The 13861-nt window shown below is 58.9% G+C and carries 14 protein-coding genes; 5 read left to right on the top strand and 9 right to left on the bottom strand.

Going from position 1 to position 13861, the window contains the following annotated elements; all coding sequences use genetic code 11:
* Positions 1-98 precede the first annotated feature (98 nt).
* On the top strand, positions 99-866 hold the full coding sequence (locus tag MHM85_RS15475) for a class I SAM-dependent methyltransferase (protein WP_139526684.1): 768 nt from the start codon (positions 99-101) through the stop codon (positions 864-866).
* An 88-nt stretch (positions 867-954) separates the two neighbouring features.
* Here the strand turns inward: MHM85_RS15475 and MHM85_RS15470 are convergent, their stop codons facing one another.
* Together MHM85_RS15470 and MHM85_RS15465 are read right to left on the bottom strand one after the other, a co-directional pair.
* Positions 955-2613, bottom strand: a complete 1659-nt coding sequence (locus MHM85_RS15470) for a methyl-accepting chemotaxis protein (RefSeq protein ID WP_153842690.1) — start codon at positions 2611-2613, stop codon at positions 955-957.
* Positions 2614-2784: 171 nt separating this feature from the next.
* Positions 2785-3846 (bottom strand): NAD(P)-dependent alcohol dehydrogenase, encoded by a 1062-nt coding sequence (locus tag MHM85_RS15465; protein ID WP_044628419.1) that lies wholly within the window; start codon positions 3844-3846, stop codon positions 2785-2787.
* 197 nt (positions 3847-4043) lie between these two features.
* On the opposite strand from MHM85_RS15465, the gene MHM85_RS15460 reads away from it, so the two are divergent.
* Positions 4044-4940, top strand: coding sequence for an AraC family transcriptional regulator (locus MHM85_RS15460; protein WP_153842689.1), 897 nt, complete (start codon positions 4044-4046; stop codon positions 4938-4940).
* Between the two features lie 21 nt (positions 4941-4961).
* On the opposite strand, the gene MHM85_RS15455 is transcribed toward MHM85_RS15460, so the two are convergent.
* Positions 4962-5387 carry a VOC family protein gene (locus MHM85_RS15455; protein WP_044628417.1) on the bottom strand — a complete coding sequence of 142 codons (426 nt, stop codon included), beginning with the start codon at positions 5385-5387 and terminating at the stop codon, positions 4962-4964.
* A gap of 143 nt (positions 5388-5530) precedes the next feature.
* Between MHM85_RS15455 and MHM85_RS15450 the strand changes: the two genes are divergently transcribed.
* Complete coding sequence (locus MHM85_RS15450; RefSeq protein ID WP_239286400.1) at positions 5531-6406, top strand: LysR substrate-binding domain-containing protein; 876 nt, start codon at positions 5531-5533, stop codon at positions 6404-6406.
* 47 nt (positions 6407-6453) lie between these two features.
* Here MHM85_RS15450 and mqo read toward each other — a convergent pair whose 3' ends face one another.
* The gene (gene mqo / locus MHM85_RS15445; RefSeq protein WP_239286399.1) at positions 6454-8139 is read right to left on the bottom strand and encodes a malate dehydrogenase (quinone); all 1686 of its coding nucleotides are present in this window, start codon (positions 8137-8139) and stop codon (positions 6454-6456) included.
* A gap of 150 nt (positions 8140-8289) precedes the next feature.
* Here mqo and MHM85_RS15440 point away from each other — a divergent pair, with 150 nt between their 5' ends.
* On the top strand, positions 8290-8502 hold the full coding sequence (locus MHM85_RS15440) for a DUF3820 family protein (protein ID WP_139526677.1): 213 nt from the start codon (positions 8290-8292) through the stop codon (positions 8500-8502).
* Here the strand turns inward: MHM85_RS15440 and MHM85_RS15435 are convergent.
* Positions 8499-8849: a hypothetical protein gene (locus MHM85_RS15435; RefSeq protein ID WP_153842686.1), complete on the bottom strand. Its 351-nt coding sequence runs from the start codon at positions 8847-8849 to the stop codon at positions 8499-8501. The genes MHM85_RS15440 and MHM85_RS15435 overlap by 4 nt on opposite strands.
* 108 nt (positions 8850-8957) lie before the next feature.
* Between MHM85_RS15435 and MHM85_RS15430 the strand changes: the two genes are divergently transcribed.
* A complete protein-coding gene (locus MHM85_RS15430) occupies positions 8958-9719 on the top strand; it encodes a DUF1499 domain-containing protein (RefSeq protein ID WP_239286398.1) in 762 nt (253 codons plus the stop codon).
* Between the two features lie 15 nt (positions 9720-9734).
* On the opposite strand, the gene MHM85_RS15425 is transcribed toward MHM85_RS15430, so the two are convergent.
* The 4 genes from MHM85_RS15425 to MHM85_RS15410 form a co-directional block, all read right to left on the bottom strand.
* Entirely contained in the window at positions 9735-10112 is a 378-nt protein-coding gene (locus tag MHM85_RS15425) for a ribbon-helix-helix domain-containing protein (protein WP_153842685.1), read from the bottom strand.
* A gap of 85 nt (positions 10113-10197) precedes the next feature.
* Positions 10198-10767 carry a DJ-1/PfpI family protein gene (locus MHM85_RS15420; RefSeq protein WP_044628412.1) on the bottom strand — a complete coding sequence of 190 codons (570 nt, stop codon included), beginning with the start codon at positions 10765-10767 and terminating at the stop codon, positions 10198-10200.
* 193 nt (positions 10768-10960) lie between these two features.
* A complete protein-coding gene (locus MHM85_RS15415; RefSeq protein ID WP_139526671.1) occupies positions 10961-11587 on the bottom strand; it encodes an SDR family oxidoreductase in 627 nt (208 codons plus the stop codon).
* A gap of 125 nt (positions 11588-11712) precedes the next feature.
* Positions 11713-13824 (bottom strand): methyl-accepting chemotaxis protein, encoded by a 2112-nt coding sequence (locus MHM85_RS15410; RefSeq protein WP_153842684.1) that lies wholly within the window; start codon positions 13822-13824, stop codon positions 11713-11715.
* Positions 13825-13861 lie beyond the last annotated feature (37 nt).

Genomic DNA, 13861 nt, shown 5'->3' with positions numbered 1-13861 from the left:
GGATAAAAGAATTTTTACGCACTGTTGCACGCGGGATAGCCAAGGCTCGCTATACTATTTGTAATACTCAGGCCTATTAACGTTGCTAGGAAGCCGATATGTCACACGCCTCTCACACACCGCCCGGTCAGGCATGGAACGCCGGTCGGTATGCGGAACACGCCAGCTTTGTTCCTGACCTAGGTATGGAGGTCGTGCGCCTGCTATCGCCGCAGCCTGGACAGCGTATTTTGGACTTGGGCTGTGGTGACGGTGCGCTTACCGAGCGCATCATGCAACTTGGCGCCGACGTGCTGGGTATCGATGCGTCAGAAGAGATGGTCGCCGCCGCCCAACAGCGAGGGGTGACGGCGCGTGTGATCGACGGCCATCAATTGCCCTTCGACCACGAGTTCGATGCGGTCTTCAGCAATGCGGCGCTGCACTGGATGCTCGACCCTCAAGCCGTGCTGGCGGGAATAAAGCGTGCTTTGAAACCCGGCGGACGATTCGTGGCGGAGTTTGGTGGCCATGGCAATGTGGCAGCGATCTGCACCGCACTGATTGCCTCGCTACAGTTTCGCGGCATTAGCTCGAAGGGACGCCACCCCTGGTATTTTCCGACCACACAGGAGTACACCAACCTTCTGCAAACGGTCGGTTTTCGTGTGGAAAGCGTCGAACTCATTCCGCGCCCTACGCCGCTACCCAAAGGCATGGCAAGCTGGCTAGACACCTTTGCGAGTCCCTTCTTTCACGGGTTAGACCCGGACCTGAAAGACGCTATCTTCGACAACACCCTCAACCTGCTGGCCCATAGCCTAAGCGACGGCCAAGGTAACTGGACGGCGGACTACGTACGTATTCGCGTTGTCGCCCACACCTAAAACGCGCTCCTTCCTATCGATGTCGGCATCCATCATCAGGGCGGCCCTCTAGCCGCCCTGTTTCGTGACGTTCGAGATGGCTGCTTGGCTAGAACTCATCCCAATCGTCGTTGTTGGGCGCCGCCGCAGACGTAGCGGGCTTGGCAGGCGCATGCTGCGGCGGTTGCGCTAATGTGGGTGCGCTGGCCGCTGGCGCTTGGCTACCTTCGGCCAGCCTGAAGGTGGCCATCAGCGTTGCCAACTGGCTCGCCTGAGCTTCCAGCGCGCTGGCTGCCGAGCTGGTTTGCTGCACCAGCGCGGCGTTTTGCTGCGTCACCGAGTCCATTTCCGTCAGCGCGGCATTGATCTGCTCGATGCCGCTATTTTGCTCGCGCGTTGCCGTGGAAATCTCGCCCATCAACGTGGTGACTTGGCGGATGGCATCGACGGTTTGGCTTAGGGTCTCCCCGCTGCGCTCGGCTTGAGTGGCGCCCGTGGTGATTTGCGACGTGGTCTGTTCGATCAGGCCCCGTATCTCTTTGGCCGACTCGGCACTGCGTGTCGCTAGGGAACGTACTTCGCTCGCCACCACCGCAAAGCCACGCCCCTGCTCGCCAGCCCGGGCCGCCTCGACCGAAGCATTCAGCGCCAGTATGTTGGTTTGAAAGGCAATCGAGTCGATCACCCCGATAATATCGTTGACCCGGTCGGCACTGGCGGCGATCTCACGCATGAGCTGAACGGTACGCTCGACCTCTTCACCGCTCGCTTCGGCAGACTGAGACGCCGTGACCGACAGTTGATCGGCCTCTTGCGCTATCTCGGCATTTTTACCCACCGTGGTGGCCATTTGCTCCATGCTCGAGGCCGTCTGCTGCAGCGCCGAGGCCTGCTGCTCGGTGCGCGACGAGAGATCTTGGCTACCCGATGAAATATCGCTGGCACCGTTGTAGACGTGCTCGCTGCTGCTGCGAAGGGACATGACCAGCGTCTTCAGTTTCTCTTGCATGGTCGCCAGGCCGATGAAGAGCTGGCCAATTTCATTATGCCCACGGTCCTCGATACGCCCGGTCAAATCACCGTTGGCGATGCGATCGAAATGGCCGAGCGCCTGCTGGAGCGGGTTCACCACGCCACGCATCATCGCGATACGAATGGCGATCGCCGCCAGCAGTGAAAACAGCAGCAAACCTATCGCCACCGCGCCGCCGATCGTCGCTAAGCGCTCTACCTGACTCATGACCTGCTGGCCGCGTGCTTCGGTGTAGGCCACGAACTCGCCCATCGCGACATCCAGGTCGGCTCCCAGCTCCCCCAACGCCTCCTGTTGGCGCTGAATTTGAAACGGCGCGGCGTCCAAGAGCGGCACGATGCCGTCGGTCACAAAGGCATGGTAGGCCTCGACCACGCTATCACGCCGTTGGGCCAATTCGCTGCCCGGCGTGACCGGGATCGCCGAGAACTCAGCGAAGCGGGTTTGCGCTGCCGCCACGGCCTCTGCCGCCATGGCTAAGCTCTGCTGCCCTTTGTCAGGGTTGCCTTGGGTACTGAAGCTGGCCGAACGGTCGAGGAAGGTTTGCGCTCTGAGCGCGTTCACTTGAGTACGGTTCGCCAAGTTGGCAAGCCGCACGTTGATATTATTGATCTCGTTGAGTGCTCGATCACTCGTTGTATTGGTGTAAAACCCCAGTGCACTGATCAAGCCAATCATGACGACGAGCAGCGCCAGGGCCGCCGTCAGGCTCCATTTTATGGAGAGTCGTTTCATCATTCTGTTCCCTTCTGCTTTTTTAGTCGTCACCCCACTCATCACGAGGGTAAAGCATCACAGGAAGTAATATGAAGACACTAAGACCTTTGTCTACCAACGAAGATGACATAACGAACGAACAAAAAAGCCCACCGCCATTTTGCGGTGGGCTTGCTGGAGCACGATGGCTTAGGCAGCGGTATCTTTCAACGTCGCCATGTCGATCACGAAGCGGTAGCGCACGTCCCCTTTCTCCATACGCTCGAAGCCTTCGTTGATCTTGTGGATATCGAGCATTTCGATATCGCAAGAGATGTTCTGCTCGGCACAAAGCTTGAGCAGCTCCTCGGTTTCCGCAATACCGCCGATGAGAGAGCCTGCGACGACGCGGCGCTTGAACACCAGATTGAATGCTTCGATGGCCGGTTCGATGGGCTCTAGAAGGCCGACCAGAATATGCGTACCGTCGTACTTCAGCGATGCGAGGTAAGGGTTCAAGTCGTGTTGAACCGGCACGGTATCGAGCATGAAGTCGAACGTCTCGGCCACGGCGTCCATTTGCGCCTGGTCGCTGGAGACCACCACATGGTCGGCACCGTTACGCTTGGCTTCTTCCACCTTGGCATCGGAGCGCGTGAAGACTGTCACTTCGGCGCCCAATGCCTTGGCCAGTTTGACCCCCATATGGCCCAGGCCACCCATACCAATCACGCCTACTTTATGACCTTTGCCTACACCGTGATGCTTCAGCGGAGAGTAGGTGGTGATACCGGCGCACAGGATGGGGGCTGCTGAGGCTAGATCGATACCGTCCGGCATTTTCAGCACGAAGTGCTCACTGACGACGATGGCGTCGGAATAACCACCCTGCGTCATGGTGCCGTCTTGGCGGTCCGGGCTGCCGTAGGTCATGGTGAAGCCTTCCAAGCAGTACTGTTCGACGCCATCTTGACAGGCGGAGCAGGTGCGGCAGGAATCGACCATACAACCCACACCGACCAAATCACCGGCTTTGAAACGGGTCACGTCGCTGCCCACGGACGTCACACGGCCCACGATTTCGTGACCAGGCACCACGGGATACTGGGTCATGCCCCAGTCGTTGCGCGCAAAGTGCAGGTCGCTGTGACATACGCCGCAGTAAAGGATTTCAATGGCAACATCGTCAGGGCGAGGCTCACGACGATCAAAGGTAAACGGCGCGAGCGGCTTGTCAGCGGAAAACGCGGCGTAAGATTTTGCTTGGCTCATGAAAACTCCTTTTTTGATACATCCCGCAGAGGCGGAAGGTGTTTTCATTATTGGCTGCCTGGGCGGAGATAGCGATGAACGAAGCTACGTTTTTTTTGCTTATTTCTCTATAAATGGGTAATAAAATAACAAAAATGCACAACAAAACGTCATAATTCTCGCGAACGATTCGATTTCATTTGCGTAAGGAGGGCCTTGTGGCCAGTACCGCACATGTTGGTAATGCGCTTTCCGACCTCATCATACCGCTCGTAAAAGGCGACGGCCCCAGCCCTTCCCGCTTGGATCGCGTCAGCCTGCTCTGCCTGGGCAGGCAGCAAGTCCGTACACCTCTGATGTATGACCCTTGTCTCATCATCATCGCTCAGGGGCGCAAAGTGGGCTATCTGGGCGACCGAGAGATTCACTACAACCCCGGGCACTATTTGGTCCAGACGCTGCCCATGCCGTTCGAGTGCGAAACGTACGGTTCTCCCGAGGCCCCGCTACTGGGTATGTCGGTCAAACTCGACCCAGCACTGCTCAGTGAAATGGTCACCGCGATGGGCGAGGGATACCCGCCAAGCAGCACCGCGCCTTTGCCCATGGCATCGGTCGCAATGAACGAAGGGATGCAGGATGCCGTCATGCGCTTGGCCCATACGCTGCACGATGCGGTTGCGTGCAGCGCCATGGGCGATGCCCGAATACGTGACGTGGTGTTCGAAGCGCTCAAAGGTGAACAAGGCCCGGCTTTGAGGGCGCTGGTGCAGGGGCACGGCAACTATTCACGCATCGTGCAGGTGCTCTCGCAGCTACATACCCACTTTGCAGAGGACTTTTCGGTAGAGCGGCTCGCGCAGCAGGCGAACATGAGCGTGTCGACGTTTCACCAGCATTTCAAGCAGATTACCCGCGCCTCGCCCGCTCAGTATCTCAAGCGGCTGCGCTTGATCAAAGCGCAGCAGCTCTTATTGCAAGATAGCCATAACGTGAATCAGGCGGCGCTGGCGGTGGGCTACCGCAGTGTGCCGCAGTTTAGCCGCGACTATAAGCGCTACTTTGGCGAGTCACCCCTTCAGCATCGTCGCCAGGAGCAGGCGCTGCGCGCTTAGTGGCCTTTAGACACGCCCTGCCTATTTAGCGAAGATCTGGCTCTTGTCTTTGAATGCCTTGAATTCGAGCGCATTGCCGCAGGGGTCGAGCAGAAACATGGTGGCCTGCTCGCCCACTTCGCCCTTGAAGCGAATGTAAGGCTCGATGACAAAGTCGGTGTTACGCGCTTTCAAGCGCTCGGCTAGCGCTTCCCACTCGTCCCACTCCAAAATGACCCCAAAGTGAGGCACCGGTACGTTATGACCATCTACCGGGTTGGTGTGGGCACTCTCTTGTCCGGGCGTTTTGGGGTGCTCATGGATCACCAACTGATGCCCGAAAAAGTCGAAATCGACCCAATGATCGCTGGAACGGCCCTCTTCTAGGCCAAACACATCGTTGTAGAAAGTGCGCGCCAAAGCGACGTCATAAACGGGAATGGCTAAGTGAAAGGGGGAAAGGCTCATGGATGTCTCCTGATAGGTGCTTTTGTTGGTACACGGCTAGCGCGCTGCGCTTGACCCGTGTCACTATCCTAAAAGGCGCAATGTAAAAATTAAATCAATTGTTTTTTGATCTATTCACAAATTTTATTGATGAAAATCTCACCATGATCCGCGAACTCAAAACGCTCATCGCCGTTGCCCAGCACGGCACCTTTGCGGCAGCGGGCCAGCATATCGGCCTGACCCAAGCCGCCGTCAGCGCGCAGATGAAACGTTTGGAGGCAGCGCTTGGCGTAGCGCTGTTCGAGCGCAGCGGGCGGGCAGCGGTACTGACTAAGCGCGGACAAGAGACGTTGCAACAAGCGCAGGCACTGATAGCCCTATACGGCACCTTAGGCGCCGCTTCTGCTGGACAGGAAGCCGCCACTCGCGTCACCTTGGGTGCGATAGCCTCCATTCAACGCTCGCTTCTGCCGAACGTATTGGCGCATTTTCACCGTCAGTTTCCCGAATGCCGCTCCCGCGTGGTGCCGGGGCTGTCTCTCTCATTGATGAACCAAGTGGATGCAGGGGAACTGGACATGGCGGTGATCATTCGACCGCCGTTTTCGCTGCATAGCGACCTGCGCTGGCAGCCGTTGGCCCATGAGCCGTTTCGTCTGCTGGTGCCCCGCAGGCTAACCACGGACGACTGGCGGGCGCTACTCACTCAACAGCCGTTCGTCCGCTACGATCGTGCCTCGTTCGGCGGCCGTCAGGTCGATCGTTTCTTGCGTGACAACCACTGTCACGTCAGGGACGTGTGCGAGGTAGACGAGCTAGACGCCATCATACAGCTGGTGGCCAACGGCGTGGGCGTGGCGCTAGTGCCGCAGCCAAGCGCCCTTCGGCGCTGGCCCGCGGGCGTGCGTGCCATCGACTTGAAAGAGCACACCTTCCATCGCGATATCGGTATCGTTCATCGCGCTAGCGGCCAGCTCAGCAAACCGGCCAAGGCACTGGCCGCCCTGCTGACGCAAGTCGCCGCAGCCGAACACTAAAACGCCAGCCCGAGGGCTGGCGCTAGTGAGCACGGAACGCATGTGGCTTAAGCCTCGGTAGTGCTTTTGGCTTCCGTACTGCTCTCTTCTGTCATGCTCTCTTCTGTCATGCTCTCTTCTGTCATGCTCTCTTCGTCTGCACTCGGCTCGTCTTGCGACGCCTCGTCAGCGCTGGGTAGGTTCATGGGCTCGTCTAAATTGAGCGTCTGTGCCGTGTAAGCGCGCACCTCGCGCAACAACTCAGGGTTCTCCGCCAGCTTTTGGCCGTACGAAGGAATGATCTCGGTCAGCGTAGATTGCCACTCGTCGCTGGCCACCTGAGTCGGGAAGACGCGATCCAGCAAGCCAAGCATGATCGACGGCGCAGTAGAGGCGCCCGGCGACGCGCCCAACAGCGCGGACATGGTGCCGTCCTGCGAGGTCACGACTTCCGTACCGAACTGTAGCACGCCGCCACGCTCGGGGTCGTTCTTGATGATCTGTACGCGCTGGCCCGCCGTCCACAGCGTCCAATCGTCACGCTGGGCGTTGGGATAGTACGCCTGCAGCGCTTCGAAGCGGTCGTCGTCGGACATCAAGACCTGGCCGACGAGATAGCTGACCAGATTGAAGTTATCCAGACCGACTTCCATCATCGGCCAGGTGTTATCCAGCGTCATGGAGCCAAATAGATCCGTCCAAGAGCCCTCTTTCAAGAACTTGCTGGAGAACGTGGCAAAGGGCCCGAAGAACAGCGCAGGCTCGCCATCCAGGTAGCGCAGATCCAGGTGCGGGACGGACATGGGCGGCGAGCCTTCGCCCGCTTTCCCATACGCTTTCACGTCGTGCTGTGACACGACATCCGGATTGGTGGTGTAGAGAAACTGGCCACCCACAGGGAAACCGGCGTAAGCCTCGGCTTCGGGAATGCCCGATGCCTGCAGCAGCGGAAGCGCTGCACCACCGGCGCCGATGAACACGTAGCGAGCATAGACCGTGCTCTCTTCACCGCTGTCCAGGTGGGCAATGGTGACTTGCCAGGTATCGTCGTCGTTACGGCTCAGGTCACGTACTTCGCTGTGCAAACCGAGCGTAAAGTGCTCGCTGCGCGTCAGCGCTTCGACCATTTCACGGGCCTGAGCACCGTAGTTCACTTCGGTGCCCATTTGCATGCGCGTGGCGGCCACTGGGCGGTCGTCGTTGTCACGACCTTCCATGATCAGCGGCATCCACTCGGCCAGCTCTGCGCGATCTTCCGAGTACTCCATGCCCGCATACAGCGGGTTCTGCGTCATGGCGTCGTAACGCTCGCGCAGGAAGCTGACGTCTTCATCGCCCCACACCACGGCAATGTGCGGCACGCTATTGATAAATGAGGAGGGTTCACCAAGAATGCCGTTCTCGACTTGATGCGCCCAGAATTGACGAGAAATTTCGAACTGCTCGGTGACGTTGATGGCGCGCTGGATCTCGACACGGCCACTGGCATCCGGCGTGTAGTTCATTTCCATGAACGCAGAGTGGCCACTACCGGCGTTGTTCCACGCGTTGGAGCTCTCTTGCGCCACTTCACCAAGACGCTCGTAAAGGTGAATGTCCCACTCCGGCTCTAACTCTTGCAGGTAAGTGCCTAACGTAGCGCTCATGATACCACCGCCGATGAGCACCACATCGATCGGTTCATCGGCGGAAACAGGCGATGTCGCCAAGGCTAAAAGTGGTGAACAAAGTAACAGACTTAAACGTTTTTGCATGTCATGTCCCTGACGATACAGAAATGACGTACCGGAACAGCAGGTGCCCAGCGTCGAGGAGGGTAAAAGAATTGCGACGAAAGTCTAACAAATAACCGCGGGCGCGGGAATATAAAAGAGAGCTTAAATGAGAATGAAAGGAATTAACGAATGAAACCCGAGGATTTAGAAAAACTGGTCACGCGCAAGATGCCTTTCGGTAAATACGAGGGCTGGCTCATTGCGGATTTGCCGGGCCCTTATTTGAACTGGTTTGCTCGGGAAGGATTTCCCCAAGGGGAGATCGGTCAGCTACTGCACCTGATGCATGAAATCGACCATAACGGCCTGAGCGACCTGCTCACGCCGCTGCGCGCCCGCTAACGAGCGCGCAGCGCCTGCTCCCGCTCTTCGACGTAACGGCGGCGATGCTGGGCGGGGTCGTTCGGAAACCGGCCTAACGCGACGGCTTTTTGGAAAAAACCGGTGGCCGGTATATCGTCTCCCCGACGGCTGATCACCAGGGCGGCGATCATCGGCCGCCCGGCGGCGACGTCCTGCTCCATTAACTGCTCCAGCGCTTGTGTCACCCGTGCAATGGTGCGCGGTGGCGTCAGCCCCAAGGCGTTAGCAACCTGCTGATAGTTCATGGGCAGTGCACTGGTGGGTGCCTGAATGAGGAGCGTGCGCACTTGGTGGGCAAGCATAGCGATGGCATCGGATGAGCGCATTGGGTCGTGACTCGCTGATTCAATCATGTGGTAGAAATAGCCACGCTACCACATCGCTGGCTATGCTGTGGCCAGACGATACGTTCCTATCACTGCGAGGAGAGACAGATGGTCGGTAGACGCAATCAGCGACATTACAGCCGCTGGCCTAAAGCCTTTGCCTGGCTAAGCGTGCTGGCGCTCGTGGCGGCAGCGCTATTAATGGCAGGGGCTGGCCCCGCCTATCGCTGGCAGTGGGTCGGCTTAGGAGAGGCCTTCAACCTGCTACGTAATGGTGTCTATGCAGCCACGGCGGCAGTGGCGCTGAGCGTGTTGGTGCTACTCATCAGCGCATTCACTCGGCGGGGCGGCACGGCGATCGTGGCCATTGGCGTGCTCATGCTCACCGCAGCCCTACTCTACATGCCCTGGCAACAGTGGCAGCGCGCTCAGCAGGCGCCGGTCATCCATGACATCACCACCGATACCCAAAACCCGCCAGCGTTCGCTGCCCTGCGGGAGGCCCGCGAAGCCGCCCCCAACGAAGTAGACTACCCAGGCGAGGCGACCGCCGAGCAGCAGCAAGCGGCCTACCCGAACGTTCGCCCCTTGGTCGTCGATGCCCCTGCCGCCACCGTACTGGCTGCAGTGCAGGCCGAAGTAGAGGCCGCCGGTTGGAACATTGCCGAGATTACCCCTAACGGTTTGGAAGCCACCGCCGTGACGCGCTGGTTTGGGTTCGAAGATGACGTGGTCATTCGGCTGACCGAGCAGGGCAACCGCACTAGGGTGGACATGCGCTCGGCTTCGCGGCTGGGGGCCAGCGATGTAGGCACCAATGCGCAGCGTATCGAGACGTTTATGAGCGCGCTGCGCGAGCGGCTGGAGTAACTCAGCCGGACGTGACTAGTGAACGTGCTTTTTGTTGAGGACGTCTTTATGCAGCGTGCTTTCACGGGAAAGAATCTGCTGGGCGTCCAGCTCACCGATGGGCACGGCTACGTTGGCGGGAATATCGCCGCTAAGCTGTAGCGCCTGGTAACGCAGCGCGCAGACCCTCAAGAACGAGGTGAAATTCCCCAGGTCATGGTCCGCATCGATCGACTCGTGATATAGCCGAGTGATCATCTGTGCGGTGTTCATTCCGTCGCGCTGCGCGATCTCTTCCAGCAGTCGCCAGAAATAATTTTCCATCCGCACGCTGGTCACCATACCATCGATGCGCAGCGAGTGGGTGGCGCTGCGCCATAGGTCAGGGTCCGCATCGATAAACAGTTTGCACATGGCCATCTCCCCTCTTCGTCTCATTCAGCATAGCCGCCGAGCAAGCGCGCGCCCAGCGCAGGCGCGCACCTGTTGCCGATCGCCGCTACTGATCGAGTAACGCCATGAACTGCGCCAGCCAAGCAGGATGGGCAGGCCATGCGGGTGCGGTGACCAGGTTGCCATCGGTCACCGCGTCGGTGACCTCTATGTCCGCGAACTGCCCGCCTGCCAACTCGACCTCAGGTTGACAAGCAGGGTACGCCGAGCACCGTTTTCCCTCCAGCACCTTGGCCGCGGCCAGCAGTTGGGCGCCATGACAAATCGCCGCCACCGGTTTCTGGGCATCGAAGAAGTGCGTCACCATCGCTAACACTTCTTGGTTCAGCCGCAGGTACTCTGGCGCTCGGCCACCGGGCACCACCAGGGCGTCGTAATCGGCAGGGTCGACGCTGGCGAAATCCGCATTCAGCGCAAAGCGGTGGCCCGGCTTCTCGGTGTACGTCTGGTCGCCTTCGAAATCGTGAATGGCGGTGGCCACGGTATCTCCCGAGGCTTTGCCGGGGCAAACCGCATCGACACGGTGACCTACCGCCATCAGCGCTTGGAAGGGCACCATGGTTTCGTAATCTTCGGTAAAATCACCGGTGATCATTAGAATACGCTTGCTGCTCATCTCCGTTCTCCTTGTGATTGTCGTCGGTGGAGCACGCCGTAGGCGTGTGGTGGCAGAGTAGCAAGCCGCCAGAGAACGGGGGTAGTACGCCATTACTACAGCGCGTCAGCGATACGTACGGCTCGCCCCAACGCAAAAAAGAGCGCAAAAAAAGCCCGCTACGAGTGAGCGGGCTTGGCACGACAGGTCGGGGTTACAGAAGCGCGTCGACGGGGCGCTTGCCGTCCAACAACGTGATGTCTCGATTGACGAGACCAGGGGTTTGCACCACGCGCAGCAGTGCATAGGCCACGTTGGCCCGGGAAATTTGGTTATCGCCCGCTTCGTCCACGCTGCTAGCGAACTTGAGGGTCGGCGCTTCGTCGGTAAGACGGCCAGGCTTGACGATGACATGGGAAACGTCACTGTGGCGCAGGTGGGCATCGGCGGCGAACTTGGCCGCCATATAGGGGCGCATTTTTTCAGGCGCCTCCAGCGGCTTTTCTGCCCGCATGGCGCTGACCATGATATAGCGCGAGAGCCCCTTCTGGCTGGCAATATCGGCCGCACGAATCGCGCCAAATAGATCGATCAATAGCGTTTTGTCAGGGCCTGTGTGTGGGCCAGAACCGGCGGTAAAAACGACTTGATCGCATCCTTCGAAGGCGTGCTCCATCTCGCCTTCTAAATCGCCCACGACGGTACGAATTCCCCGTTCTTGGAACCAAGTGGCCTGCTCTTCGTTACGAATCATGGCTTTAATGGGCGTGCCTGCCTCTTTGGCTAATGCACAGAACTGTTTACCGATCTGACCATTGGCACCAATCACTAAGGTCGTCATTTTGCCTCCTTGTCTATCGTGTCCCCTGTATCAGTGTAGGCGGTGCGTCCAAAGTTCAACCGTCAATACAAACACGGCGGGCACCTTCCGGTGCCCGCGACAAGACCGAACGCCCCACCCCGGGGCTAAGTCAGGCTATGGTGCTCGGGCTGGCTTGGCAGCGCGGCCGGTTGGCCAACGCCATGACTAACGTGAAACCGGCTTACCAAGGTATGCATATCGCCTGCGCGTTCATCCAACGTATGGCTAGCGCTGGAGGCCTCTTGCACCAAGCGTGCGTTTTGATGCGTTACTTGATCCAACTGTGAAATGGCCTGGTTGATCTGATCGATACCGGCCGACTGCTCTTTCGTCGCGTCTGCAATCTCCGTGACGTAACGAGTTACCTCGGAGAGGCTATCGACAATATCCTGCAAATGATGGCTCGATGCGTTTACTAACTGCTCGCCTTCGCTTACTTTTTGTACGCTGTCGTCTACCAAGTGGCGAATTTGCGCGGCCTCTTCTGCACTGCGCCCTGCCAGCTTACGCACTTCTTGAGCGACCACGGCAAAGCCTCGTCCTTGTTCACCCGCTCGGGCTGCTTCCACCGAGGCGTTCAGTGCCAGCAAGTTAGTCTGGAAGGCAATATCGTCGATGGCTTTGATGATGGAGGTGATTTTTTCACTCGCTTGACGAATGTCACTCATGGCCGCCGTCGTGCGTTTGGCGACATCACCCGCCGAGCGCGCGCGGTCATCCACGCTGTTGCTCGCGCCCTTGGCCTGATCGGCATAGTCGGCGGTCTGCTTGACGGTGGCGGTAATCTGCTCGAGGCTGGAAGCCGTCTCTGCCAGCGATGCCGCCTGTTGGTCAGTACGCTGAGAGAGGTTTTCATTACCGGAGGCGATCTGGCGGCTGCTTGCGGCAATCGCCTCGGCGCTTTCACGGATCTGAGACACCATGCCTTCGAAGGTGTCCATCATACGGTTGAACGCTTGGGCAGCTTGACCGACTTCGTCATCACGCTGCAGCGCCAGCCGCATGGAAAGGTCGGCATTTTCACCGGCGGCACCGCTGATGCTCTCCATCTGACGACGCATGGCCACCAGCGGCCCCAGTACGCGTACCAATGTGCGCCAGCCAAAGATGGCCAGTACGACGATCACGCCCAAGGTGACCAACACCAGCAGCGTACGGCCCGCATTCGCCAACGTCTCGGCCTCTTCACTGGCGCTTGCCGCCTGGGCGACGGTGTAGGCTTCGATATCGCTTAGCGCTGAGCGCATCTCACGTGTTGCCGCCGCCACGTTCGCCAACGCCGCTTGCACTTGAGCACCCAGATCCAGTTGCTGCTGGCGTAGCGCGTAGACCGAATCGGCATCTTCCACCATCAACCCGTTCAGCTCGACGATGACCTCATCGAGTTCGCCAATGAGCACGCGCTGCTCTACGGTCGTGCTGGGGGCCTCGGCAATGGCCGCCAAAGACTGTCGTGCCAGCGCCACCTGTTGGGAAATTTCGTTGCTACGCAGATTGACCAACGCATCGATGCTCTCCACCTGCATCATTTGTCGCCCCAGATCGGACAGCGTGGCAACGGCCATACGGGCGTTGCCGCTCAGACGACCGATATCGACACGAGCAGAGAACATGCTATCCAACAGTTGAGTCGGCAGCGTGGTGGTGCCCTCTTCCCGCCATGCTTCCATGAGTTCGCGCTGCCGACGCTCTTCGCGCACCTGAGCCAGAGCGGTACGTCCGGCGATGTCTTCGGCACTGCGCATGACGTTAGTGATGGCCGCCTGCATTTGAGCAATCTGCTCGGCCATTTGGGCCTGCAGGCTCAGCGCATCGCGCCGCACGTTTTCCAACGCCTCGTCGCCAGCCATTAGCTCTTGGTACTGGCTATCCAGTGCAGCGAGCTGCGTTGCGGCATTGGTCTGCTCGATACGCGCAAGCCCCGTGCGGGCTTGGCCATAGCGTGCTGTCAACTCGCTGCGCGGCGTGACCTCTTCCAACGCTTGGAGATTACCAGCGGCGAGTAGATCGGCATGTCGCTGGCCAAAGGCACCCATGGTCAATACCATGCTGCGGCTCGCATCTTGCAGCGGCAGCACCTCATCGGCCACGAAGTGCTGAACGTTGATCAGCCGCTGGTTGGTCATCCACCCAGTGCCGGCCAACACGATGCTGCCCAGCACGGCGGCGACAAAGAGGCTAATGAGCATCGCGCGGATACTTATGGTTTTTTTCATCAGGGGTATTCGCTGTGTCAGAGATTGCAAACGGAAT

It is taken from the genome of Halomonas sp. McD50-4, assembly GCF_022348135.1.
Classification (GTDB): Bacteria; Pseudomonadota; Gammaproteobacteria; order Pseudomonadales; family Halomonadaceae; genus Vreelandella; species Vreelandella piezotolerans.
The sequence above is the reverse complement of the archived record's forward strand: the minus strand, read 5'-3'. Positions and strand labels throughout refer to the sequence as shown.